At 57.0% G+C, this 20,820-nt stretch carries 23 protein-coding genes; 8 read left to right on the top strand and 15 right to left on the bottom strand.

The features are described 5' to 3' along the window. Positions 1–15 precede the first annotated feature (15 nt). Positions 16–1,035, bottom strand: a complete 1,020-nt coding sequence (gene cobT / locus C0U40_RS05385) for a nicotinate-nucleotide--dimethylbenzimidazole phosphoribosyltransferase (protein WP_101654663.1) — start codon at positions 1,033–1,035, stop codon at positions 16–18. A 111-nt stretch (positions 1,036–1,146) separates the two neighbouring features. Between cobT and C0U40_RS05380 the strand changes: the two genes are divergently transcribed. Continuing rightward, entirely contained in the window at positions 1,147–1,926 is a 780-nt protein-coding gene (locus C0U40_RS05380; RefSeq protein ID WP_286134786.1) for an adenosylcobinamide-GDP ribazoletransferase, read from the top strand. Here C0U40_RS05380 and C0U40_RS05375 read toward each other — a convergent pair whose 3' ends face one another. Beyond that, entirely contained in the window at positions 1,927–3,036 is a 1,110-nt protein-coding gene (locus tag C0U40_RS05375) for a pyridoxal phosphate-dependent aminotransferase (RefSeq protein ID WP_101654662.1), read from the bottom strand. A gap of 269 nt (positions 3,037–3,305) precedes the next feature. Here C0U40_RS05375 and C0U40_RS05370 point away from each other — a divergent pair, with 269 nt between their 5' ends. Next, on the top strand, positions 3,306–3,494 hold the full coding sequence (locus C0U40_RS05370; RefSeq protein WP_101654661.1) for a hypothetical protein: 189 nt from the start codon (positions 3,306–3,308) through the stop codon (positions 3,492–3,494). Between the two features lie 139 nt (positions 3,495–3,633). Here C0U40_RS05370 and C0U40_RS05365 read toward each other — a convergent pair whose 3' ends face one another. From C0U40_RS05365 to C0U40_RS05345, 5 genes are all read right to left on the bottom strand, one after another. Then, positions 3,634–6,546 (bottom strand): valine--tRNA ligase, encoded by a 2,913-nt coding sequence (locus C0U40_RS05365; protein WP_101654660.1) that lies wholly within the window; start codon positions 6,544–6,546, stop codon positions 3,634–3,636. Positions 6,547–6,644: 98 nt separating this feature from the next. After that, positions 6,645–7,379 carry a maleate cis-trans isomerase family protein gene (locus tag C0U40_RS05360; protein WP_101654659.1) on the bottom strand — a complete coding sequence of 245 codons (735 nt, stop codon included), beginning with the start codon at positions 7,377–7,379 and terminating at the stop codon, positions 6,645–6,647. Between the two features lie 21 nt (positions 7,380–7,400). Further along, the gene (locus tag C0U40_RS05355) at positions 7,401–8,525 is read right to left on the bottom strand and encodes a M24 family metallopeptidase (protein WP_101654658.1); all 1,125 of its coding nucleotides are present in this window, start codon (positions 8,523–8,525) and stop codon (positions 7,401–7,403) included. After that, complete coding sequence (locus tag C0U40_RS05350) at positions 8,518–9,600, bottom strand: pyridoxal-phosphate dependent enzyme (RefSeq protein ID WP_101654657.1); 1,083 nt, start codon at positions 9,598–9,600, stop codon at positions 8,518–8,520. Before C0U40_RS05350 ends, C0U40_RS05355 begins: the two co-directional genes overlap by 8 nt. 86 nt (positions 9,601–9,686) lie before the next feature. Further along, positions 9,687–10,454, bottom strand: coding sequence for a response regulator (locus tag C0U40_RS05345; RefSeq protein ID WP_101654656.1), 768 nt, complete (start codon positions 10,452–10,454; stop codon positions 9,687–9,689). A 181-nt stretch (positions 10,455–10,635) separates the two neighbouring features. Here C0U40_RS05345 and mce point away from each other — a divergent pair, with 181 nt between their 5' ends. Then, positions 10,636–11,040: a methylmalonyl-CoA epimerase gene (gene mce / locus C0U40_RS05340; RefSeq protein ID WP_101654655.1), complete on the top strand. Its 405-nt coding sequence runs from the start codon at positions 10,636–10,638 to the stop codon at positions 11,038–11,040. After that, positions 11,041–11,319 (top strand): DUF1467 family protein, encoded by a 279-nt coding sequence (locus C0U40_RS05335; protein WP_101654654.1) that lies wholly within the window; start codon positions 11,041–11,043, stop codon positions 11,317–11,319. A 21-nt stretch (positions 11,320–11,340) separates the two neighbouring features. Here C0U40_RS05335 and C0U40_RS05330 read toward each other — a convergent pair whose 3' ends face one another. Together C0U40_RS05330 and C0U40_RS05325 are read right to left on the bottom strand one after the other, a co-directional pair. Further along, a complete protein-coding gene (locus tag C0U40_RS05330; RefSeq protein WP_101654653.1) occupies positions 11,341–12,162 on the bottom strand; it encodes an inositol monophosphatase family protein in 822 nt (273 codons plus the stop codon). 80 nt (positions 12,163–12,242) lie between these two features. Then, entirely contained in the window at positions 12,243–12,626 is a 384-nt protein-coding gene (locus C0U40_RS05325; protein ID WP_101654652.1) for a helix-turn-helix domain-containing protein, read from the bottom strand. 365 nt (positions 12,627–12,991) lie between these two features. On the opposite strand from C0U40_RS05325, the gene C0U40_RS05320 reads away from it, so the two are divergent. Next, positions 12,992–13,954 carry an NADPH:quinone oxidoreductase family protein gene (locus tag C0U40_RS05320; RefSeq protein ID WP_101654651.1) on the top strand — a complete coding sequence of 321 codons (963 nt, stop codon included), beginning with the start codon at positions 12,992–12,994 and terminating at the stop codon, positions 13,952–13,954. A gap of 81 nt (positions 13,955–14,035) precedes the next feature. Here C0U40_RS05320 and C0U40_RS05315 read toward each other — a convergent pair whose 3' ends face one another. Then, on the bottom strand, positions 14,036–14,920 hold the full coding sequence (locus tag C0U40_RS05315) for a LysR family transcriptional regulator (RefSeq protein ID WP_101654650.1): 885 nt from the start codon (positions 14,918–14,920) through the stop codon (positions 14,036–14,038). A gap of 125 nt (positions 14,921–15,045) precedes the next feature. Between C0U40_RS05315 and C0U40_RS05310 the strand changes: the two genes are divergently transcribed. The 3 genes from C0U40_RS05310 to C0U40_RS05300 all read left to right on the top strand — a co-directional run bounded on the left by C0U40_RS05310 (position 15,046) and on the right by C0U40_RS05300 (position 16,963). Continuing rightward, positions 15,046–15,258 (top strand): DUF1127 domain-containing protein, encoded by a 213-nt coding sequence (locus C0U40_RS05310; protein ID WP_101654649.1) that lies wholly within the window; start codon positions 15,046–15,048, stop codon positions 15,256–15,258. Between the two features lie 157 nt (positions 15,259–15,415). Next, on the top strand, positions 15,416–16,180 hold the full coding sequence (locus C0U40_RS05305; RefSeq protein ID WP_101654648.1) for a Bax inhibitor-1/YccA family protein: 765 nt from the start codon (positions 15,416–15,418) through the stop codon (positions 16,178–16,180). A 93-nt stretch (positions 16,181–16,273) separates the two neighbouring features. Continuing rightward, positions 16,274–16,963 (top strand): NAD-dependent deacylase, encoded by a 690-nt coding sequence (locus C0U40_RS05300; protein WP_101654647.1) that lies wholly within the window; start codon positions 16,274–16,276, stop codon positions 16,961–16,963. On the opposite strand, the gene C0U40_RS05295 is transcribed toward C0U40_RS05300, so the two are convergent. The 5 genes from C0U40_RS05295 to C0U40_RS05275 form a co-directional block, all read right to left on the bottom strand. Next, positions 16,960–17,925: a 2-hydroxyacid dehydrogenase gene (locus C0U40_RS05295; RefSeq protein ID WP_101654646.1), complete on the bottom strand. Its 966-nt coding sequence runs from the start codon at positions 17,923–17,925 to the stop codon at positions 16,960–16,962. The two genes, C0U40_RS05300 and C0U40_RS05295, sit on opposite strands and share 4 nt — an antisense overlap. A gap of 53 nt (positions 17,926–17,978) precedes the next feature. Further along, complete coding sequence (locus tag C0U40_RS05290) at positions 17,979–18,332, bottom strand: tRNA-binding protein (RefSeq protein ID WP_101654645.1); 354 nt, start codon at positions 18,330–18,332, stop codon at positions 17,979–17,981. Beyond that, positions 18,329–19,150, bottom strand: coding sequence for a pyrroline-5-carboxylate reductase (proC, locus tag C0U40_RS05285; protein WP_101654644.1), 822 nt, complete (start codon positions 19,148–19,150; stop codon positions 18,329–18,331). The genes C0U40_RS05290 and proC overlap by 4 nt, the downstream gene beginning before the upstream one ends. A gap of 101 nt (positions 19,151–19,251) precedes the next feature. Continuing rightward, positions 19,252–19,755, bottom strand: a complete 504-nt coding sequence (locus C0U40_RS05280; RefSeq protein ID WP_101654643.1) for a YbjN domain-containing protein — start codon at positions 19,753–19,755, stop codon at positions 19,252–19,254. A 268-nt stretch (positions 19,756–20,023) separates the two neighbouring features. Beyond that, complete coding sequence (locus tag C0U40_RS05275; protein WP_101654642.1) at positions 20,024–20,725, bottom strand: orotate phosphoribosyltransferase; 702 nt, start codon at positions 20,723–20,725, stop codon at positions 20,024–20,026. Between the last annotated feature and the right edge of the window lie 95 nt (positions 20,726–20,820).

Below are 20,820 nucleotides of genomic sequence, written 5' to 3'. Positions count from 1 at the left end.
TCTACCTGAACGGTTTTATCCGCCGTCCGCGACACCGGCCTCTGCAAAGGTTGCCATGCCGGAATGACAGGCAAGCGCTGTTTTTAAAACGCCGATTGCTACCGCAGCGCCGGAACCTTCGCCAAGCCGTAACCCCATGGAAAGTATCGGTTCCTTGGCGATTTCCCGCAAAGCCCTTGCGTGTCCTGCCTCCTCGGACTGATGTCCGGCCACAGCATGATCAAGCGCGCCCTTGCAGGCCGTTTCCAGACAAGCCGCCGCGGCTGTTGAAATAAATCCGTCAATTATTACGGGGATTTTATGAAAACGCGCCGCAGCGATTGAACCTGCCATGGCCGCCAGTTCACGTCCGCCCAGACAGCGCAGCGCCTCCAGACCGTTGCCTTTTGCCTGCGGATTGGCGGCCAGACCTTCGTCAACCACCTGCGCCTTGAGCGTCAATCCAGCATCATCCACGCCTGTGCCACGACCGACCCAATCGCTGGCACTGCCACCAAACAGGGCGGCGCAGATCGCCGCGCCGGAGGTGGTGTTCCCGATGCCCATTTCACCAGCCACAAACAGATCCGCCGCAGGATCCACCGCCTTCCAGCCAGTTGCAAGCGCCGCTACAACTTCGGCCTCGCTCATGGCGGGACCGGCGCTGAAATCCGCTGTAGGTGTATCAAGATCCAGCGCGATGACGTCGAGGCTTGCCCCGACAGAAGCGCAAATCTGGTTGATCGCCGCGCCGCCGTGTTGAAAATTCAGCACCATCTGGGCCGTCACCTCGGCCGGGAACGCCGAAACGCCGCGCGCGGCAACTCCGTGATTTCCTGCGAATACAACCACTTGGGGATTCTCGATCCGTGGCGCAGCCTCTCCGCGCCAGCCTGCATACCAGATTGCCAAATCTTCGAGTCGCCCCAAAGCACCCGGCGGTTTGGTGAGTTGGCCGTTCCGTTCCTGCGCGGCTTCAATGGCAGAGCCGTCCGGTGCACCAGCCTGTTCAAGAAGGGTTTGGAATTCAGCAAGGCTCGAAAAAGGTTGTGTCATAGATCTTTGGTTCCTGTTTACGCCCGTTCGCGGCGGAAGCTTTGTTGTCTGAAGCCGTGTTTACCCATAAATTCCCCTCTGTAACACCGGATTCGCGAAGGCCTACCCCCCATGAACGACATGCGTAGTACAGGTTTTGTGAAACCCGATCTCGATCCGGTGGACATCGCCGCAGCTTTCACCCTTCTGACGCGCATTCCCCTTCCCGTAAATCACCTCCGCGCCGGAGAGCGCGCGGCTCAGGCCGCTTGGGCCTATCCTGTGGTCGGGGCAGTGTTGGGATTGATAGCAGGCGCATTCGCCATAACCCTGCATTGGATCGGGGTTTCAACGGGGATCGCTGCGGCTTGCGGTCTGGGCGCGTTGATGCTGATGACGGGGGCTTTACACGAAGACGGTATTGCCGATTGCGCCGACGGGTTCGGGGGTGGAGCCACCCCTGCCCGCCGCTTGGAAATTATGAAAGACAGCCGTATCGGAGCCTTCGGTGCGGCAGCGTTAATCGTGGTCTTGCTGGCACGCTGGTCCGGCTATGGCACTGTAATCGAAGGAAACTGGCTGGCGGCATTTGTTGCCGCAGGTGCCATTAGCAGGCTGCCGATGGTACTGGTTATGTATGGCATGCCGCTGGCGCGAAGGAACGGGTTTGCGGCGACAGTTGGAATGGTCACCGCGCCGACGGCTATCGTTGCGGGTCTGCTGGCTCTGGTCATCGGGCTGCTATGTCTCGGCCTGTTGGCGATACCACTTATTCTGGTGGCAGTCCTGTCCTGTCTGCCGCTCTGCTGGCTGGCATGGCGGCGCATCGGGGGGTATAGCGGCGATGTGCTGGGCGGGTGCCAGCAAATCGCCGAGATCGCCGCACTGGCAGTTCTGAGCGCTGCTTTATAGTTAATCGCCGCTGGCCGCTTCCAGAGCGAGCGGGAATTGCAACTCGAACAACGACAGATCCGAAGGTGTTCCGACCGACAGGCGGATACAGCGGTTTTGCGGTGCCACGAAAGGCATCCGCACAAAGATATCCCGCGCAACCAGTTGATCCAGAACCGCCTTGGCAAAAGCTGCATCCTGTCCGCAATCAATCGCGACAAAGTTTGTGGCAGACGGCACCACGGACAGCCCCTGCTCTGCCGCGATTTTCTCGATCCGTTTCCGCCCCTGCGCCACGCTCTGGACAGTCTGTTGCAAATACCTCTGGTCTTGCACAGCAGCAAGCGCGCCTGCCTGACTGATCCGGCTCAGCCCGAAATGGTTGCGTATTTTGTTAAAACTGGTGATCAGATCCGCCTGCCCGATCCCGTAACCGATCCGTGCGCCAGCCATTCCGTAAGCCTTTGAAAAAGTGCGCATTCGGATCACATTGCGGTCTTCGGTATCCAGCGCAGGCGCGTGTCCTGCCGGGGCAAATTCGATATAGGCTTCGTCCAGTATGAACAGACAGTTGTCCGGAACCGCTTCAATCGCGGCCTGAATAACCTCGGCGCTGTGAACCGTTCCCATAGGATTGTCAGGATTGGAAAGGTAAACCAATCGCGCACCGACCTCAGCCGCCTTCTCTATCAACGCAACCGGATCTTCATAGTCCCCCTTAAACGGCACCGTCACCAGTTCCCCGCCAAAGCCGGCCACATGGTAGTTGAACGTCGGATAAGCCCCTGCCGAGGTTACAACCTTCACGCCGGGCTCAACAAACATCCGGGCGATATAGCCGAGCAGACCGTCAATTCCTTCACCAACGATGATATTCTCCGGCTCGATAAAGTGGAGCCTGCTCAGCGCCTGTTTCAACTCGTAGCTCTCGGCGTCGCCGTATTGCCATACCTCTCCTGCGGCTCTGGTCATGGCCGCGATCGCATGAGGGCTGGGGCCAAAAACGTTCTCATTCGCACCCAAACGCGCCGCAAAACTGCGGCCCCGCGCACGTTCCTGCGTTTCAGGCCCGACAAAAGGCACCGCTGACGGTAGGGTTTCTACCAGTTTTGTGTACATCGGGCCGGTCATGGCTGTCTCCTCGTCCGCAGTATTTTATCCTTGATACTCTTCAACACGATCACGGCTGAGCCTACAAGCCCAAGCGACCTGCCCGAAGGCTGCAAACCCGTGCAAGGTACTGTGATCGCATCACCCGCCTAGCAGATTCACGACAATCTGCTTCGTTAAAAAGCGGGATACCGGTTACCACAAAAAGCACACAATATACCGGTTATTGACGATCAACCCACGCGACCTACCTTATATAGTGTAAAAACTGTCACACAGGATGGCTGCCGATGAAACCGATAGAGTTGAAAGATTTCACAAACCGCGTGAATCGCGCGAAACGCGTGTTTCCCGTTCTCGATCTGCGCAAGCTAAATCTCATTCATGCCGCGCCGGTGGAAAACGATCAGGTTTTCCTGACACTGCGTCACGATCCAGCCACGGGAACACTGTTCCCAAGCCTTGGCCCGACGCACTGATCGTTTCGAAAAACGGCTCTTGCCCTTTGGGCTTTGGTTGCCTGTTTCTGCCTCACAGTCGCAACCCGCAGGCGTTCTTCGCCGCGCTGCCCAGACTGACCCCGGCCTTTGAGCCGGGGTATTTTTTGGGCGAAACGGATTAGCCGAGCGCGGCGACCCGATCAAAAGCCGCTTGTAGGGTATCCTGTTCCACACCTGCGGCTTCCAGACGGTCGCGGTTCTCGGCAACGACGGCTTCTGGCGCGTTGGCGACGAATTTTTCGTTCGCCAGCTTACCCTTCAACCCGCCAATTTCCTTGGCCAGCTTGTCGATTGCCTTTTGCAGACGGGCCTTTTCCTCTTCGATGTCAATAACATCGGCCAATGGCAGACAGAAGGAACCACCTTCCACCGGCAATGTCACAGCACCCTTGGGTGCTTCATCTGCCGCGGTCAGTTCGGAAATCCGCGCCAGACGCATGATCATGGGAAGGTTCCGGTCCAGCGCCGCCTTACCTGCATCATCCAGTGCCAGTTGTACCATCAGAATCTTCGCACCGGCATTTACACGCATTTCAGACCGGACAGAGCGTACCTGTTCAATCAGGCCGATCACCCAGTTCATTTCCCGATCTGCCTCTGCGTCGACCAGTTCCGCCCCATAGGTCGGCCAGTCTGCGTGGATCAGCATTTTCTGCCGCTCTGCAATATCGCCCCAAAGCTGTTCGGTGATGAACGGCATGATCGGGTGCAACAGGATCAGGCATTGATCCAGCGTCCATGAAAGGGTCGCTTTGGTTTCCGCCTTGGCAGCCTCGTCATCGCCCTGCAACAGGGGTTTTGACAATTCCACATACCAGTCACACACCTTGCCCCAGACGAAGGCGTAAAGCCCGTTGGCCGCGTCGTTAAACCGGTATTGTTCAAGCGCAGTATCAACGACTTCGCGCACTTTGGCAGTTTCGCCCACAATCCATTTGTTCAACGTTTGCTCGACCTTGGCGGGATCGAAATCAGGCTGTGGCGTGGCTTCGTTGAACTCTGCAAAGCGGGCCGCATTCCACAGTTTTGTGCCGAAATTCCGGTTGCCCTTCACGCGGTCCACCGACAGTTTCAGCGTACCGCCAAGGGCCGCCATAGAGGTCATGGTAAAGCGCAGCGCGTCTGCGCCAAATTCGTCGATCAGGTCCAGCGGGTCCACCACATTGCCGAGCGTTTTGGACATTTTCACGCCCTTCTCGTCCCGTACAAGTGCGTGCAAGTAGATGGTATCGAACGGAATTTCCTTTACCACCTCTAGCTGCATCATCATCATCCGCGCCACCCAGAAGAACAGGATGTCAAAGCCGGTGATCAGTGTCGAAGTCGGGAAGTACCGCTTCAGTTCCTCGGTGTCATTGGGCCAGCCGAGCGTCCCGATCGGCCAGAGACCGGAAGAAAACCACGTATCGAGCACGTCCGGATCGCGCCAGACCGGCACTGCTCCGGCCAGCCCGAGTGGACCGCCGAGACTCACGGTTTCGGGTTCTTCATCCACCAAGAGAACCGTACCGCCGTAGTATTCCATCGTCTGGTTGGTCAGATCGGATTCATTGGCCGCGCAAAATTCCTTCCAAGGTGCCTGCGGGATGATCTGGCCGTTTTCCATTCGCGGTCCGTACCAGACGGGGATCTGATGACCCCACCACAACTGGCGGGAAATACACCACGGCTCGATGTTTTCCATCCAGTGATAATACACCTTCTTGTCCCGCTCCGGCAGGATGCGGACAGTTCCGTCCTTAACCTTTTCCAGTGCCGGCACAGCCAGTTTGGCCGCGTCCACATACCACTGGTCGGTCAGCATCGGTTCCATCACCACTTTGGAGCGGTCACAGAAAGGTTGCATGATCTTCTTGTCTTCCACCTCGATCATCAGACCTTCGGCATCAATATCCGCGATCACCGCTTTGCGCGCCTCGAACCGGTCCATCCCGCGATAGGCGTCAGGCACCAGATTGATCTGCTCCACATCCGCCTCGGTGAACTCCGCCCCTTTGGCAAGTTCGCCGGCACGCTCTGCCGCCTGGGCGTAGGGCATACCATCGTCCCGCATCCGCGCCTTTGTGTCCATCAAACGGTACAACGGGATGTTGTTGCGCTTGGCCACGCCATAGTCGTTTGCATCATGGGCGCCGGTGATCTTAACCGCGCCAGACCCGAATTCGGGATCGGGATAGTCATCGGTGATGATCGGGATCAGACGGCGGTGCTCTTTCGGGCCAACCGGAATTTCGCAGAGCTTACCGACAATCGGCGCATAGCGTTCGTCTTTGGTGTGGACCGCAACCGCACCGTCGCCCAGCATGGTTTCAGGCCGCGTGGTCGCAATAGAAATATAGTCCCGCGTTTCGCGCAGGGTAACGTTGCCGTCTTCGTCTTTTTCAACGTATTCATAGGTTTCGCCGCCCGCCAGCGGGTATTTGAAGTGCCACATATGGCCGTCGATCTCTATGTTTTCAACTTCCAGATCGGAAATGGCGGTTTCAAAATGAGGGTCCCAGTTTACCAGCCGTTTGCCGCGATAAATCAAGCCCTTGTTATAGAGATCGACAAAGACTTTAAGCACCGCATCATGGAAATTCTTATCCATGGTAAAGGCGTTGCGTTCCCAATCTGCCGACGCGCCAAGGCGTTTTAGCTGGGAAATAATGGTGCCGCCCTTTTCGTCCTTCCACGCATGGACACGCTGCAAGAACGCATCGCGGCCCATTTCTGCGCGGGTCGGTCCCCCTTCGGCGGCAAGCTGTTTTTCAACCTGCAACTGGGTGGCGATCCCCGCATGGTCCTGTCCGGGCTGCCAGAGCGTATCGAAACCGCGCATCCGGTGCCAGCGGATCATAATATCCTGCAAAGTGTTGTTAAAGGCGTGGCCAACGTGCAGGGCGCCCGTCACATTGGGGGGCGGAATCATGATGGTGAAGGCTTCGTCGCGGGATTTGTTGGCTCCCGCGCGGAAGGCCCCTGCCTTTTCCCATTTTTCGAAAATTGCCGCCTCGGATTTGGCCGCATCAAAATTCTTTTCCATCGCCATAGGTTCAGTCCCGCCTAAAAGTCATCGCCACCTTCTAACCAGCCCGTGGCCAAAGGAAAACCCCAAGAAAGTGCTGTTTGCGCCTGTCAGTGCTGGGGTCAGAGCCGGAACAACCGCCCCGGTCCCGGCACATTACGCCCTGCCAGATGGGCCAGATGCCACGCCAGCGCAGAGTTGCTGGAAATCACCGGCTTGCCGATCCGCGCCTCGGCCTGTTCGATGATGTTGAACGCGCGCAGATTGGTGCAAGAGGCAAAGACCAGATCGCAATCCCCCTGTCCCAGTTCCTCAACCGCTGCCAGGACCGAAGATTCCGCGATCCGCGCCACCACTTTTTCGCGACCCTCTTCAAAGCTGGTAAAACCGGTGATGGCAAAACCGTTTTCTTCCAACAGCTTGCGCATCGCTGCCGAAACATCTGCCACATAGGGTGTCAGAAACCCGATCTTTTCCGCGCCAAGCGCACGGCAGGCGGCCATGACCGCCGTCATCGGGTTGGTCACCGGAACACCCGCATGGGAGGTGTGGACACAAGCAGCGACTCGGTCCTCCCCGATAATCGTCGCGCCAGAGGTACAGCCATAGCCGATCGCCCCGAAAGACACACCTTGTGGCAGAAGGGCCGCGCTTGCCGGCAAGTCCGCCTCCATTTGCGCCAGTGTTTCGGGGGTCACATCCGCCTGACTCGGCAAACGGCTGTGATAAACCGGCACTCTGGCCGGACCGAAAACACCGGACAGCTCCGGCTCCATCGTTTCATCGGTAGACAAGACAATCAGGCCCAGCGCCGCATTATCTCCGTATCCCTGATCCGTTTCAAACTGCTGTGCCATCTGCGCCCCTATTCTGTTGTGTCAGATCACCGGCAGCTCACGCGGTGCGCGCTGCGTCAGCAGCACGGGGGCGGAATTGGTGATCAGGATGTTTTCTTCGGCAACCATCATACGGGTTTCATCCAGCATTAGCGAGGGTTCCAGCGTCAGAACCATCCCCGCCTGCAATTCGGTGTGATCATGGGCCGCAATAGAAGGCCATTCCGTCAATTGCATCCCGAGCCCGTGGCCGAACCGCCCTACATCGGATCCGCCTTTCAGCACGCCCTGCATCGCCGCGAAGAGATCAGCCATCGTTTTTCCTGCGCGCGCCATATCAAATGCAGCTTCGGTGGCATCCCAAAGACGGGCATGGGCCGCGCGGGCAGCGTCATTGGCGGTGCCGATGGCGAAATTGCGGTCGAAATCGCAGAAATACCCCTTCAGGCTGGCCCCCGTGTCCAACATCAGAACATCCTCCTGCGCTAGTGGGGTTTCATCAGGCGGCGAGATCACATCCGTGTAGCCGCCAGGCCCAGCGCCGCCCACCAGATAGGGCGTTTCTTCGGCGCCCTCTTCCAGCAGGGCGATGCGAAAGCGGCGGAAAACTTCGGACAGGGCTGTGCCTGACTGCGCAAATTCCGGTACGCGGGCGAAGGCGCGGGAACCAATCTGGCAGATGTCTTTCAAAATCGCGATTTCCGCATCCGATTTCACCATCCGCAGGGATTTTATCAGCGGCGTACAATCCGCAAATTCTGCTTTCAGGGAAGTTTTAAGCGTTTGAAAATCAGTCAAAGGCATACGCAGACTGGATTCCTCGCCCATCGGCAGGCCGATTCTGCGGTATGGGATAAGCGCCTCGACCAGCAGGTTGATGCCTTCGTCAAATCCGCGCGGGCTGGGCCAACTGCGAATGTCGCTGACCCAAGTGCGCCCCATCAGGTCAGCACCGATGGCGGGAATGACGGCAACCGGCGCGCCGGATTGGGGCAGGATGACAAACCACGGGCGGGTCGGGCTCTGCCAGAACAGGCTACGAAATCCGGTGAAGTAACGAACCTCGGCCTCAGTGGTTAACAGGATCGCATCAAAATCTTCCGCTGCCATAAGGGTCTGGGCCCGCGCAAGGCGGGCCTCAAATTCGACAGCAGGAAAGTCAGTCATCCGCCGCACCTTCAGACAGGATCGCCAGCACCCGCGCCTGCGGGCCAAGCTGTGCGGCATCTGCCACAACACCTGCAAAGCCTGCACCGCCCGAGGGCGAGGTTTGAAGGCCAAAAGGTTCAAGCTGCTTTATTTTTTCCGCAACATCGCTGTCTTCCAGCGTCAGAAAACCGTCCGCATCCCGCGCCAGCGCCTTGAGTGCGAGATGTGAGGGTTCCTTACAGTCGAGTCGCCCCATATTGGATGCAGGCCCGTGGGTTTCAACAGGTTTTCCGGCGCGGATACTTTCCTGCAAAGCAGGAGCTGCAGTCGGTTCGACGACTGTAACCTGCACGTCATCGCCCCAGTGCTGGCGAAGGGATGCAGCAACTGCCGCGGCCAGACCGCCAACGCCCGCTTGCAAATAAATATGGGTCGGCGGCGCATCGTTTTCAGCATCATATTGTGCGAACATCTCTGCGCTCAGCGCAAGATACCCCTCCATTACATCCTTGCCGGAAGTGTCAGCTTCCCACGTACTATCCGACAAAAGCCGCCATCCGTTATCCTGCGCAGCTTTGGCGGCCGCAGCCATGCTCGCCTCATAATCGGCCCCTTCCACGACCACATCCGCCCCTTTATCCCGAAGACGCTGGGCAAACCCCGATGGCACGGTTTCCGCCAGATAAATAACGGAACGCGCCCCGAAAACTTTCGCCCCCGCAGCAACCGACAATCCGTGATTGCCCGCACTTGCGGTCACAAAAACCTGTCCTGTCAAAGCCTGGCTGGCAACTTGCGGGTCTGCCAAGGCATCTCCGGCCTTTTCATAGGCGGTCTTTGCAATAGAGAAGGCCGCGCCGAGGGCCTTGAAGCTGCCGAGCCCCATACGCCCACGTTCATCTTTTATGAACAGACTGCCAATGCCGAGCGTTTCCGCAAGTTCAGGTACCCCAACCAAAGGGGTGGCAGCATGAGCCGGACACAAGTTCAACAGCTTTAGCACAAGGTAATCATCAACAGTGATCTGACCTTCAGCCAAACCAGATTGCGGGGGCAGGCCCGCAGGCCGCCAGGGATTCGCGAGATATTTCATCCCTTAAACCTGCGCCGAAACAACCAAGACTGATAGTCCTAAAGCGGCATCACACGCCTGAAATGCCCCCCCTCCGGAGAGAGCATTTACGCCACATGTTCACGGTTGCGGATCAGCGGTGTGCTCTCGGACAGCTTGCGACGCAGTAATTCGAGCATCTGCCGCCCGCTTTTGTCGCTCTGTGCACCGGATTCGATCCGGCTGAAAAACACCCGGGCCTGTCGGGTCAGTTCCACGTCTCGGGCGGTCTGGCCGACGCTATCCACAAATTGTGCGCAATAACGTAATTTATGCCGGTCGTTTTCCGGCAGCGCGGTTTCCAGCAATTTGCGTATCCTGTCCAGATCATCAAACAACGCCTGCCGGTCCAGATCCGCCACGTCCTCGTCGCCCCGATCTGACACTTTTGTTCCGCTAACGCGCTCCATGCCGCTTGCTTTTAGTATTGCCACGATTTGGTCCTGAAATTTTGACAGGTTCTGGATCGGCTTACCAAGGAAACCCTGCGCCCCCGCCTTTTTCACCGCTTCCTGCACATGCGCGCTGTCATCCCCGCTTAGCGCGATTGTGATCTGGTTGGGTATTTTCCGACCGGCAACATCGCGTATCAGGTCAATTCCCGATCCGTCCGGCAATCCCAGATCGACAATAACGATGTCCGGTTTATAAAGCTTCAGGTGTTTGCAAGCGGATTTCACACTATCGACACGGCGCAACCGCGCCCCGCTGCGCAATGCCATCAACCGGACCGCTTCGGAACAGTACCTGCTGTCTTCAGCCAAGAGGATTGTCACCCCGACAAGGGGCCTGCTGCGCGCGAAATTGGCGGTGAAGGGATCAATATCATGTGGCATGTCTGCCCCCGGGCTGTTTCTGGAAACCTGCCTAATGGAACCTCAAATTTGCTAACAGTTCCCTAATAGACGTAAGGTTTTCATAAAACCTGCCTGCAGCGTGAACGGGTGCGCCCTTTGTCGCGTTGCCAAATCCGACCCTCCGCGCCATATCAGGCCTACGGGATTAGAGGAGATAATGATGATTGGACGTTTGAACCACGTGGCGATTGCCGTGCCGGATCTGGAAGCCGCATGCGCGCAATACCGCGATACGCTCGGGGCGAATGTGGGCGCACCTCAGGACGAACCGGATCACGGGGTTACCGTGGTGTTTATAGAACTCCCCAACACCAAGGTAGAATTGCTCTACCCGCTGGGTGAGAACTCTCCGATTCAGGGGTTTCTGGACAAGAACCCTGCCGGCGGCATTCATCACATCTGTTACGAAGTAGACGACATTCTGGCAGCACGGGACCGTCTGCAAGCAAGTGGTGCGCGGGTTCTGGGTAGCGGCGAACCTAAGATCGGGGCTCACGGCAAACCCGTCCTTTTCCTTCACCCCAAGGATTTTACCGGAACCCTTGTTGAACTGGAACAAGTCTAGATGACAATCGGCGCAGCTCTCGTACTTTATGCGGTGGTCTGGTTTATGACCCTGTTCATCGTCCTTCCGATAAAACTGAAGAGTCAGACGGAAGATGGTGCAGTTGTCAAAGGCACCCCGTCTTCCGCACCTGCAAATCCGCAGCTTGGTAAAAGAGCGCTGATTGTAACGGGTGTGTCGGTGGTGATCTGGCTGGGCCTGATGGGAATCATCGTTTCGGGCATCATTCCGTTGGAAACTTTTGATTTCTACAACGGAATTGAAAGCGGGCACTACTAACGCCCTGCTGTCTTTCACCAGTTAAACAATACCGTCGGCCTGTAATAATGTCAGGGCGGCGGCATGAAGCGAGGGATCACCGGCGGCAATAACCTGGCCACCGTTATAAGCCGGTTCACCGTGCCAGTCGGTTACGATTCCGCCAGCAGCTTCTATCACGGCCAAAGGCCCTTGGATGTCATAAGCGTTCAGCCCCGCCTCGATCACCAGATCCACCTGACCGGCAGCAAGCAGTCCGTAAGCGTAGCAATCTATACCATAACGGGTCAGTTTGACCCTATCCCGCACACGATTGAACGCGGCCTGTTCGTGCTGGGTCCCGATTTCGGGAAAGGTTGTGAACAGGATGGCATCCTGCAACCCTCCACAAGTGCGCGTCCCGAGCGCACGTTCCCCGGAAGGGTGCAGCCACTGTGCCTGCTTTGGTGTGCCAATGAACCGCTCCCCTGTAAACGGCTGGTCGATCATGCCAATAAGCGGGCCGCCCTCAGGACCGACAGCAATCAGAACGCCCCAAGTCGGGGTTCCCGAGATAAATCCCCGTGTTCCGTCAATCGGGTCCAGCACCCATGTCAGGCCGCTGGTGCCTTCATAGGCTGCAAACTCTTCGCCAAGAATACTGTCCTGCGGACGGTGCTGCGCCAGAATCTCGCGCATTTTCCGCTCGATCAGGCGGTCGGCCACAGTAACCGGATCAAAATCGCCATCCAGTTTGTTTTCGATGTCCTGCCCTGCCCCGCGAAAATACTGCAGTGCAATCGGCCGCGCCGCATCCGCCAGCAGATGAGCGACACGCAGCAGTTCGTCGTGGAGTGCGGAAGATAACGGGGCTGTCTCGGGCATAGGCGCGCTCGTCTGTTAAATAGTTGTCTTGGACAACTGCGCGTCTAGCCTGAAACGGACCGGTAATCCAGCCGGATGTCTCAGTTGGTGCTGAGAACCCGTGCGAGATCGAACAGCTTGCGGCGTTGGTTCTCGGGGATAGCATAGTAGGAACGCACCAACTCCAGCGCCTCTTTATCTGAAAGAAGGTCGCCTTGCTGTGCATCACCGGATGCTTGCATTTCCGCCTCGAGAATTTCTTCTGGTTTGTCGAAACCTTCGAAGAAGAAGCTGACAGGAACCTCCAGAGCTTCGGCAATATCCCAGAGCCGCGATGCGCTGATCCGGTTCATACCGGTCTCATACTTCTGGATTTGCTGGAACTTGATCCCAACCTTGTTGCCGAGCTGTTGCTGGGTCACGCCAAGCATCCATCGACGGTGCCGCACACGCTTTCCAACATGGATATCAACCGGATGTTTCATTCAAAAAGTCTCCACTGTCCTGTCTAACGACATGTTCCCGCAGCTGATCTTCATCTCTGACGACAGATGCGACTGATTTTCAAAATTTAATTTATTGTCTTTAACCTCGGGGCGACTCGTCCCACATACGCCCCTTGTACTTTCTTTTAACGTGCTAGACCGAATTGCATACAATCTAAAGATGATCGTTTAACATGTTCGCAGGTCTGGAAGCGAAAATGCAGATTTTTTTGCATTATGCAAAAACTTTTTCGCCGTTTCTTCCATTAAAAGTCTCAATTGTGCATTTATTCGGCGAAAATCCCCGTTTCCCCTCGTTGCGAACTTCGTTTAAACCACTGCACAGTTAAAGGAGGAACACCCGAATGCGTGCAATGCAAGTCACCCAACATGGAAGTCCGCTCGAACTACGGACGGTAGAAAAACCCGAGCCAGCCGACGGGCAGGTCCTGATCCGTGTCGCCGCCTGTGCGCTGAATTTCGGGGATCTGCTTCTGGTCAAAGGGACCTATCAGGAAAAACCGCAATTGCCCTTTACGCTCGGAATGGAGATTTCCGGAACGATTGATGCGGTCGGCCCGAATGTAAAAGGTTTGTCCGTGGGACAGAAGGTTATTTCCTACATCGGATTTGGCGGGATCGCCGAATTTGCCGCTGTGGATGCCGACATTTGTCTTCCCGTGCCAGACAGTATGCCAATGGTTGATGCGGCCGCGTTTCCGGTGGGATATGGCACCGCCCATCTGGCGCTGGATCACAGGGCGCGGATGCAACCGGGGGAACGGCTGCTGGTGCTTGGCGCATCCGGCGGCGTCGGCCTGACAGCGGTTGAACTGGGCAAGCTGATGGGAGCCGAGGTTATCGCGGTGGCACGCGGCGCAGATAAACTGAAGATCGCACAGGAAGCCGGTGCAGATCACCTGATTGCTTCTGACAGCGGCAATTTAAGAGAACAGGTAAAAGCTCTCGGCGGCGCGGATGTCGTCTATGATCCTGTGGGCGGCGATCTTTTTAAGGAAGCCTTGCGCGCCACGAACCCCGAAGGCCGCCTGATCCCACTCGGCTTCGCCTCGGGCGAGGTGCCACAAATTCCGGCCAACATCCTGCTGGTGAAAAACCTGACAGTGATCGGCTATTACTGGGGCGGATATTCCAAGACCAACCCTGCAGTGCTGAACGACAGCCTCGCAAAACTGCTGGAATGGTACGCGGACGGCAAAATCAAACCCCATGTCAGCCACACCCTGCCGATGGAACAGGCCAACGAGGGTCTGGAACTGCTGCGCACCCGCAAAGCGACCGGCAAGGTTGTCATCACGATTGATTAAGTGAAAAAGGGGGCACATGGACTGCCCCCTTTCTACTACTAGCATTTGCCTGCCGAACGCTCCTTTAGGGAGCCGTCATACTCAGACAGCAATCTGCATCCTTCGGGGCGGTTCCATAGAGCAGCAGTATTCCTCTCTGACCATTTCAGCCAGAAGCGGAGCCATTTCGTTGCGGCTGGCCGGAGCAATCATCATGTTGATCTGGAATTCCGGCAATTCGGGCAATGCGCCTTGCGGGACCGCCTCCAGATAAGGCGGGGCTGTCCCTTGTAACCGTGCCTGCACGCCAAGATCCGCACTTAAAGAGGCTTCCACAGTCATGGACGACATGGATTCCACGGCCATTTCCCAGGGAATCTGCGCCTCATCCAGAGATTTCAGGGCTATGGGGCGGAAAATACATTGGGACTCAAACGCGATCCGGAGCGGGCGTTCCTTCCATGTGGTCCCGCCCGGCGCGCCGTACCAGACAAGATCCAGACTGGCGAGACGGACGGAATCTTCTGCACCGCCGGTTTCTGTCGTCAGGATCACATCGCATTCCCCTGCTTCAAACTGGCGTTTCAGTTCGGACGTATAGCAGGACACCATCTTCACTTTCACCTTGGGATAGGCCGAAGCAAACCGTTTTAGAACCTTGGGGATGTGGGGATAGACGATGTCATGGGGCACGCCGAACACGATTTCGCCCTCAAATTTTTGATCGGTCATGCGGGACCAGACCTCGTCATTCAGCGCAAGCAGGCGCCGCCCGTAGCTGAGCAACACTTCCCCTTGTGCGGTCGGGGTCACACTCCGATTGGCGCGGTCGAGCAAGCTTTGTCCAAGCGATTCTTCGAGCCGTTTCAACTGCATGGAAACCGCTGATTGGGTCAGGTTGAGCTGCGCTGCCGCACGCGTAACACCGCCGGTGTCGGCCACCGCAACAAAACTGCGCAGAGCAGTTAAATCCAGATTTCGAGCCATATCAAATTCCCTGATGATTAAACCAACAAACATTCGTTTTAAAAATGGATACACCTATGGCAGTTATATATCAAGAAGTTTGATGCAAACCGGATTTGACATCCGAAATTGGAAAGGATAGCCTCATGACTTATACAGTTACCCCACTGCCCCGCATGACGAAACGCCCACGCGGTCTGTTCCGTCGCCTTGCGGACGCCTTTCATCTCCGCAGCCAGCGCCTTCGGTTAATGCAACTGACGGATCAGCAACTTGCCGACATCGGCCTTACCCGCGCTGATGCAGAAGCCGAGGCCCTCCGCAGCCTGTGGGACGCACCAAGCCATTGGAAAGGCTAATTCCCGCAACCATAGCGAAAATTGTGCTGCTTTAGGACTAACAGCACAATTTTCAACGGGTTTCTCTTGAAAAATCGCTCCATCCCACCGATATTCTTTGTAACCCTTCCGGACTTCCCGGAGGGATGTTCAACAGTTTTTCGAGGAGAAAACCAAAATGGCACAATACGAGACAGTCCGCCGCGCAGGTGTGGGTGTCGAAGCAACCCAGATCGACGCAGGGTTGCGCGCGCATATGAACAAAGTCTACGCCCTTATGGGTGTTGCAATGTTCATCACCGGCATCGTCGCCTATTTCGTCGGCACGGACTTCGCTCGCGCCGTCAACGGCGAAGCGACACTGATCTTCCCTGTGGCCATGCTTCAGGCCATGTTCACCAGCCCGATCAAATACGTCATCATGTTTGCTCCGCTGGCCGTGGTCTTCGGCTTTGGCGCGATGATTAACAAGATGTCACTGGGTACCGCACAAATGGTGTTCTGGGGCTTCTCCGCCCTGATGGGTCTGTCGATTTCCTGGATCTTCGCGGTTTACACCGGCTTTTCCATCGCACAGATCTTCTTTGTGACCGCGATCGCTTTCGCGTCCCTGTCCCTCTGGGGCTATACCACAAAGAAAGACATCTCCGGCTGGGGCAGCTTCCTGTTCATGGGTCTGATCGGCATTATCGTTGCAATGATCCTGAACATCTTCCTGCAGTCTCCTGCCATCATGTTCGCAATCAACGCGATCGGTGTGCTGATCTTTGCAGGTCTGACAGCTTATGACACGCAGAACATCAAGAACACCTACCTTGCTCACGCCCATCACGGCGACAACGAATGGCTTGGTAAATCCGCGATCATGGGCGCACTGGGTCTGTATCTGAACTTCCTCAACATGTTCATGATGCTGCTGGCCTTGTTCGGCAATCGCGAATAATCGCAGCCGACAGGATTGCTTACCGGATAACAGCCGGGGCCACTGGCCCCGGTTTTTTTATGAGTCATTAGCGAATACGCAAAGGGGCCGAACATGAAACTGGTCATTCTGACAGGCGCGGGAATATCCGCTGAAAGCGGCCTCGGCACCTTTCGCGATGCGGGCGGGCTGTGGGAAAAATACCCGATAGAACAGGTTGCCACCCCCGAGGGTTTCGCCGCCGATCCGGCCCTTGTGCACGAATTTTACAATGCCCGCCGCGCCAACTGTCAGTCCTCTGCCCCGAACGCTGCGCATGATGCGCTGGCGCGACTGGAAGGCGCACTCGGGGATGACTTGCTGATTGTGACGCAGAATGTGGACGATTTGCACGAACGTGCCGGCAGCAAGGCGGTCTGGCATATGCACGGCGCCCTGAACCGCGCTAGATGTGCCGCCTGCGAACAGACATGGGACGCTCCGGCAGAGATGCACCCCAATGACCCCTGCCCGAAGTGCAACACAGCGGCCACCCGTCCGGATGTGGTCTGGTTCGGGGAAATGCCCTATTTCATGGAAGATATTTACGACCGGCTGCATCGCGCAGACCTGTTTGTGTCTATCGGCACATCGGGCAACGTCTATCCCGCTGCCGGTTTCGTTCAGGAAGCCGCCGCCGCAGGCGCACGCACGCTGGAGTTGAACCTGGAACCCTCGCTTGGCGCATCGCTCTTTGATGAAAGCCGCACCGGTCCTGCCAGCCGGATCGTTCCGGAATGGGTGGACAGCCTTATAACGGGTTAAACCGTTACCCTATTGGGCACATCCTCACCCGCGAAAAAGGCCCGCAGGTTTTCTACCGCCATCAGCCCCATATCCGTGCGCACATCCAGCGCCGCCGTGCCCAGATGGGGCAGCAGCGACACGTTTTTCAGCTTGCGCAATGCCTCTGGCACCGTCGGCTCGTTTTCATAAACATCCAAACCAGCGCCACCGATGCTGCCCGATTGCAAGGCTGCGATCAAAGCCGCCTCGTCCACCACATCGCCCCGCGCCGTGTTCACCAGAATACCATGAGGCTTCATCGCCGCCAGTTCTGCCGCACCGATCATGTGCTGGTTCGCCGCTCCGCCCGGCACGGATAAAGACACGACATCCGCCGCCGCCATCACCTCGGCCACCGTACCAAGCTGACGGGCTGGCACACCACAATCGGCAACAGTCGAGCGGTTATAAAACACCACATCCATTCCAAAACCGAAGTGGCAGCGTTTGGCAATCGCCTTACCGATCCGTCCCGTGCCGATCACGCCAAGGGTTTTTCCGCTGACATGCAGGCCAAGATACTGGGTCGGATGCCAGCCCTGCCAGCTGCCATCCCGCACGGCGGCTTCGGCTTCGCTCGCCCGTCTAGCCGTCATCAACATCAGCAGTACTGCAATATCCGCCGTTGCATCGGTCACAGCGCCGGGCGTGTTTGAGACGACCATGCCAGCTGCCTCTGCCGCTGCTACGTCGATATGGTTATACCCCACTCCGAAATTCGCCAGAACACGGGCTCTCGCACCTTTACCCAGAACATCCGCACCCAGCGGGTCGCCCAGTGTCGGCAAAACCCCGTCATAGTTCCCCAAAACCGAAGCCATCTCACCCTTGTCGAGCGGCAGCGTCTCTTTGCGCACCGTCAACTCAAAATGCCGCGCCGCTTCTTCCAGAACCTTCTCCGGCAGAGGCCGTGTCACGAATACTCTTGGCAAGTCAGCCATCTTCAATGTTCCTCAAATACTCAAATTCCGAAAGATCGCAGCGCAGGTTACACTTAATGCAACCGCCCGCCTGCAGGCACAGTCTGGTCTGGCCGCACCAGAACGACTTCCCCATTGGCATCCGGCACGCCCAGCACCAAAACCTCGGACATCACCGGCCCTATCTGGCGCGGCGGGAAGTTCACTACCGCCATAACCTGCGTCCCGACCAGCGTTTCTGGGGTGTAATGAGCGGTGATCTGGGCCGAAGATTTCTTTTCCCCCAGTTCTCCACCAAAATCCACCCAGAGCTTGATGGCCGGTTTTCGGGCTTCGGGAAAGGGTTCGGCGCGGGTGATGACACCTACGCGCACGTCTACCTTTACGAAATCGTCAAAGCTGATGGTGTCGTCCTGATGATCGCTCATTTCGCCAACTCCCGGCTGCGGTCTGCGGCGGCTTTGACGCCCCGGCGCAGCAGGGGCGGAAAGCCGGTTTCCGCGTCCATCAGCACCTCAAGTGCGGCGGCTGTTGTCCCCGCGGGGGAGGTCACATTGCGCCGCAACTGTGCGGGATCTTCTTCGGCCTGCTCTGCCAGCGCCCCTGCACCAGCCACAGTGGCACGGGCCAGTTTCAATGACAGTTCAGCGCTCAGCCCTTCGGCCTCTCCTGCAGCGGCAAGCGTTTCGATCAGGTGGAACACATAGGCCGGACCAGAGCCGGACACAGCCGTTACTGCGTCCATCTGGCCCTCGTCCTCCAGCCGGACAGTCTGGCCGACTGCTTGCAGCAGATTTTCGGCCATCTGCATATCTGCTTCGGAAATATTTGCATTCCCGATTAATGCGGTAATCCCCTTTGACACCGCAGCGGGGGTGTTCGGCATTGCGCGGATGATCGGAGTTTTGTCCCCAAGAACCGCTTCAAAGGCGGCAATCGGTGTGCCTGCCGCAACAGAAATGAACACCGTGCTGCCGTTGCCCATCGCCTGCAAACGGGGCAAGGCTTCGCCCATCATTTGCGGCTTCACAGCGACGATACAAACCGCAGGCGCATTCGGCAAATCCGTGTTCACGCCCACACCGTCTGCCTGTAAGGCCTGCACCCAGTCCGAAGGGGACGGATCAAGGATGGAAACGGACGGCGGTTTTACCCCTTGGGACAACCAGCCCTGCAACATGGCAGAGCCCATTTTACCACAGCCCAGCAGCACTAGGCCGCCCTCATTTACGCGTTGTAAAGTCACGTTCTTTACCCTCTTAAAGTCCCGCCGATTCATGGCGGACCTTGAGGGATGCCCATAGGGAAATCAAGCCCGTCTCGCAGGCTTGTTCACTGCATCAGCTCTCAGGCGCGGCCGTAAGCTTCGGACATGGCAATATCCATTGCCCGCTCCACCGTTTCATCACCCCAGCAGATCAGCTGAAATGCCGGATAGAACCGCTCGCAGGCCATAACCGCTGCCGTGAGCATCTGGTCCACCTGCTCGGGTGCGGCTGAAACGCCCCCGCCCAGCATCAGGCCGTAACGGTAGACCATCAGTTGCTGTTCGTCCCAGAGCGAAAAAGACCCCGCCCAGCATTTGTCATTCGCCAAATTCATTGCCTGAAACAACGCCGGAAGTTTTTCCTCCGGCGGTGCCATCTCGAACGAACAGATCATTCGCAGAGTTTCATCATAGGCCGACCAGGCCAGTGTGATGGAATAGGTGCGCCACGCCCCTTCGATCGCCATGGCGATCTGGTCTTCGGCCACGCGGTCAAATGCCCAGTCGTAATGTTCGGCCAGTGTTTCGACCACATCAATTGGATGCATTTCGCCGCTATCAAGATATTGCTCTGTGCTTGTCATGCCTGTTGCCTTCTTGGTTGCCCACCCGATACGCGCCGCAACAAATTATAGGTGTTGGCGCTAGGTTTACGGATTATTCCCGCTGCCCTTACAAGATATGGTGTAAGCAATCCGGCTTCATGTAAAGAAAAAACTTGGAACCGCCCCCGTTCCATCCCCAGCTAATTCGGGCTTATCCACAGAAAAACGAAAAAACCCCCCGTTTTGACGCGGAGGGCTTTAACAGATTTTAACAATTATCAGGATTGCCGCACTGAAGCCGCGAATCCTATCCTGCGCTGGGGAGTTCGTAGACACCGCCATTCGCCTTGGACCATTCCAGCGGCGCATTCAGGAATGCCTCTACCTGATCCAGTGTTGCGTCATCGAAATTGCCCTGCGCACGCGCCACCTTCAGCACGTCCCACCAGGTTACCAGGTAGTGCAGCTTCAGGCCGTTCTCGGCCAGCATTTCGTGGGTGTTCTTGAAGATGTCATAGTAAAACACCACCAGCGTGTGATCACAGGTAGCACCCGCCTTGCGGATCGCTTCGGCAAAACGCAACTTGGAACCGCCGTCGGTGGTCAGATCCTCTACCAGCAGCACCCGCTGGCCTTCGGAAATGTCGCCCTCAATTTGCGCATCACGCCCGTAACCTTTTGGTTTCTTGCGTACATATTGCATCGGCAGGGCCATGCGCTCTGCGATCCATGCGGCGAAGGGAATGCCCGCAGTTTCACCGCCCGCAGCGGCGTCGAACTGTTCGAACCCCACATCGCGGTAGAGCGTTGCTACGGCAAAATCCATCAGCGCGCTGCGGATATGGGGATAGGAAATCAGTTTGCGGCAGTCGATATACACCGGAGAGGCCAGTCCGCTGGCAAAAGTGTAGGGTTCGTCCGCGCGAAAGTTAACTGCCTTGATTTCCAGCAGCATCTTGGCTGCCAGTTCGGCCATCGCGTCTTTGTCGATAAAACTGTTGGAAAACATGTGCAGCACTCCTTGGATCGCAAGTGACCCGCTCTTAGAACAAGACCGCCCGCAAGAAAAGCACAAGCCGCTGTTTGTCGGTAAAAAATGCACGG

Origin of the sequence: Neptunicoccus cionae (assembly GCF_002860325.1) — a bacterium.
GTDB classification, from domain to species: domain Bacteria; phylum Pseudomonadota; class Alphaproteobacteria; order Rhodobacterales; family Rhodobacteraceae; genus Amylibacter; species Amylibacter lutimaris.
The sequence above is the reverse complement of the archived record's forward strand: the minus strand, read 5'-3'. Positions and strand labels throughout refer to the sequence as shown.